Origin of the sequence: Thermococcus sp. (assembly GCF_027063845.1) — an archaeon.
Lineage (GTDB): Archaea > Methanobacteriota_B > Thermococci > Thermococcales > Thermococcaceae > Thermococcus.
In genome coordinates this window covers 1-2,979 of record NZ_JAMOQU010000107.1, presented here as the reverse complement: position 1 = coordinate 2,979, position 2,979 = coordinate 1, and the positions used below count along the sequence as shown (strand labels likewise).

The 2,979-nt window shown below is 55.9% G+C and carries 4 protein-coding genes and 1 pseudogene; 2 read left to right on the top strand and 3 right to left on the bottom strand.

Features of this window, described 5'->3' with window-relative positions:
• Window positions 1-273 (top strand): annotated as a pseudogene (locus MVO87_RS08705) (ABC transporter ATP-binding protein); the annotation flags it as partial.
• On the opposite strand, the gene MVO87_RS08700 reads toward MVO87_RS08705, so the two are convergent.
• Both MVO87_RS08700 and MVO87_RS08695 read right to left on the bottom strand, forming a co-directional pair.
• Complete coding sequence (locus MVO87_RS08700; RefSeq protein WP_297552904.1) at window positions 259-1,326, bottom strand: M24 family metallopeptidase; 1,068 nt, start codon at window positions 1,324-1,326, stop codon at window positions 259-261. The pseudogene MVO87_RS08705 and the gene MVO87_RS08700 sit on opposite strands and share 15 nt — an antisense overlap.
• Window positions 1,327-1,359: 33 nt before the next feature.
• Window positions 1,360-1,989: a phosphatase PAP2 family protein gene (locus tag MVO87_RS08695; RefSeq protein ID WP_297552902.1), complete on the bottom strand. Its 630-nt coding sequence runs from the start codon at window positions 1,987-1,989 to the stop codon at window positions 1,360-1,362.
• Between the two features lie 115 nt (window positions 1,990-2,104).
• Between MVO87_RS08695 and MVO87_RS08690 the strand changes: the two genes are divergently transcribed.
• Entirely contained in the window at window positions 2,105-2,689 is a 585-nt protein-coding gene (locus tag MVO87_RS08690; protein WP_297516784.1) for a 50S ribosomal protein L15e, read from the top strand.
• An 8-nt stretch (window positions 2,690-2,697) separates the two neighbouring features.
• On the opposite strand, the gene MVO87_RS08685 is transcribed toward MVO87_RS08690, so the two are convergent.
• Window positions 2,698-2,979: type II toxin-antitoxin system VapC family toxin (locus MVO87_RS08685; protein ID WP_297552900.1), on the bottom strand; the 282-nt coding region annotated here is incomplete at its 5' end.

Here is a 2,979-nt window from a genome sequence, read left to right as displayed (position 1 = left end):
GCACAGGCGTTCATTGGAAAGCCCAGGCTGGTAATCCTCGACGAACCTTTGGCTAATCTCGACTTCGACCAGATTAGAAAAGTTGTGAAAATCCTAAAGGAGCTCAGAGAGCGCACAAACTTTGTAATAGTAAGCCACATCTGGGAACCTGTCTACGGCTTGGCAGATGAAGTCATTGTTATTGGAGGCGGGAAGGTTGTTATGAAGGGAAAAGCGGAGGAGCTTAGGGAAGATGTGAAAAAGCTTTTCTCGTTCCGTTCAGAGAACGATTAGCTCTCTCTCAGCCTTCGTCAGCTTCTTCCCCTTTCCCTCCACGACAACGTCGTCCTCTATGCGAACTCCCCCGAGCCCCGGGACGTAGATTCCAGGCTCTATCGTGAAAGTCATTCCGTTCTCGAGGAGGACTTCCCCGTCGGGCCCAATGTAGGGCTCCTCGTGGACATCTAAGCCCAACCCGTGACCAGTTCTGTGGGTGAAGTACTTCCCGTAGCCAGCTTTCTCGATGACGCCCCTCGCGGTTCCGTCGATTTCCTTCGCTTTCACGCCCTCCCGAACAGCCCGGAAAGCCCTCTCCTGCGCCTCCCAGACAACCTCGTAAATCCGCACGAGCCTCTCGTCGGGCTCGCCGAGGGCTATCGTTCTCGTTATGTCGGAGCAGTAGCCCTTCCACCTCGCCCCGTAGTCGAGTATCACCATGTCGCCTTTCCTCAGCTTCCTCTCGCCCGGCTCGTGATGGGGATTCGCCCCGTTCTCGCCGGAAGCGACTATCGGCTCAAAGGAAATCCCATCCGAGCGCTCCCTTATCGCGAGCTCTATCTTTAGGGCGAGCTCTCTCTCAGTCATCCCAACTAAATCCCAGCTCAGGATTTCGTTGAAAACCTCATCTACGACCTTTGCCGCTTTCTCCATGAGCCTTATCTCCTCTGGGTCCTTCCTCATCCTGAGCTCCCTAATCACAACGCTCAGCGGATAGGGCCTCATCCGGACGGTTCTGTTAATCTCTATGAGCCAGTCGGCGCGCATCGTGTTCTCGATGAGGATTTTGCCGTCGCTTATACCGAGCTCGTGGGCAATCGTTGCGAGCTTCGCGTAGGGGTTCTCGCCGTCGCGCCAGAAGGTAACGGGCACGTCGCTGAGGATGTTCTCGTAGAGGTTCGGAACGAGGAGATGAAACTCCCCGTCGGCGTTTAAAGTCAGAATCGTCGGCCTTTCACCGGCCTCGTGGATTCTAATGCCCGTTAGATAGTAAAAGTTCGAGCCCGGACTGACGAGCGCTCCATCAAATCCCCTCTCCTTCATCAGCTTTGCGAGCTTTCCTATTCTCATACCACCACCGGGGTTTATCTTTTCCTGCCCGTCTTAAACCCTTTTCTCAAGCCACACCGCGGCGAGAGCCACGAGGAAGCCCGCTACCGTGTCCCAGACCCAGTGTTCACCGAGGAGAACCGTCGAGATGGGGACGAAGGCGAGGAAAATTGCAATCGGGGCGGTTTCCTTCCTCTTAACCTCTAGAACTGAGAGCAGGCCGATGAAGGCCAGCGTGCAGTGCGGAGATGGGAGAACGAACTCAGGTCTTGCCGTCCAGTCGTTGGGCGCGTAGCGCTCCGGGAGAGTGTAAACGACGTGGGGTGCATGGACGTGGAATACCAGAAAAGATAGAGCCAGGATTCCGAAGCCGAGGGCGAACCTGACGGCGAGTCTCTTAGCCCGTTCCGGGTCGGCGAATGTGAAGTAGAAGGCCGGGAGCCAGAAGCTACCCGCGAAGCCGGTCCTATAAACCGCCCTCATGAGCGCGTGGAGGTGATGATGAGAGACCGTCCAGCTCACGAGGGCGTACTCGAAATGATACGACGTCAGTGGCAGGTGGAGGAAGGAACGGGTAACGTCTGCGCTCCAGCGCCCGATGAATGGATAGATCAAGGCGTAGGCGTCCCAGGAGAGGTAAACCGCGAGGAAGAGGAGGATGAGCCCGGACCGTTTTCCTGTCATCAACGTTAGTCCTCCGCAACCCTTAAAAACCAACCCTCGAAACTCGACCGACTAGGCGGGTTCGCCCGCGGGATGTTCCGCTCTGCGGAGAACCACAAACGTGGGAGGGAGAAAGATGGGAATGTACAAGTACATAAGGGAAGCCTGGAAGAGCCCCAAGAAGAGCTACGTGGGAGAACTCCTCAAGAAGAGGATGGTTAAGTGGAGGAGAGAGCCCGTTGTCGTTCGCGTTGAGAGGCCGACGAGGCTTGACCGCGCCCGTTCGCTCGGCTACCAGGCCAAGCAGGGCTACGTCATCGTTCGCGTTAGGGTTAGGCGCGGCGGCAGGAAGAGGCCCCGCTGGAAGGGCGGAAGGAAGCCGAGCAAGATGGGTATGGTCAAGTACTCGCCAAAGAAGAGCCTCCAGTGGATAGCCGAGGAGAAGGCCGCGAGAAAGTTCCCGAACCTCGAGGTTCTCAACTCCTACTGGGTTGGCGAGGACGGAATGTACAAGTGGTTTGAGGTCATAATGGTCGACCCGCACCACCCGGTCATAAAGAGCGACCCGAAGATAGCCTGGATTGCCCTCAAGCCCCACAAGGGTAGGGTGTTTAGAGGTCTCACGAGCGCCGGCAAGAAGGGTCGCGGTCTGAGGAACAAGGGCAAGGGCGCTGAGAAGGTCAGGCCCAGCGTTAGAGCTAATAAGGGCAAGACCAAGTGATTTTCCCTCTATTCTTCTTCTGGCTTTTCAAGCTTTATCCTCCTGATTCCCAGTCTGTCAAAGGCCTTATCCGAGCTGATTATCGTTCCTCCGCATTTTGCCGCGTGAACAGCGTCGAAGGGATTAAGATTGTGCTCCTTCATGTAGTACGCCGTCCGGAGGTAGTCCTCATTTTCCTCTTCGATTATGGCCATCACGGCAGATAATAGTCTAACAGGGTCAAGGCCGAACTTCTTTGAGAGTATCAAAAGCTCGAGGAAAGTTGCCTCCGAGGTCGTTATCCGCCCTTT

What these genes read in the sequence shown, in the direction of transcription:
- MVO87_RS08700 (WP_297552904.1), bottom strand. Translation starts at nt 1,326, where the DNA reads ATGAGAATAGGAAAGCTCGCAAAGCTGATGAAGGAGAGGGGATTTGAT.
- MVO87_RS08695 (WP_297552902.1), bottom strand. Translation starts at nt 1,989, where the DNA reads ATGACAGGAAAACGGTCCGGGCTCATCCTCCTCTTCCTCGCGGTTTAC.
- MVO87_RS08690 (WP_297516784.1), top strand. Translation starts at nt 2,105, where the DNA reads ATGGGAATGTACAAGTACATAAGGGAAGCCTGGAAGAGCCCCAAGAAG.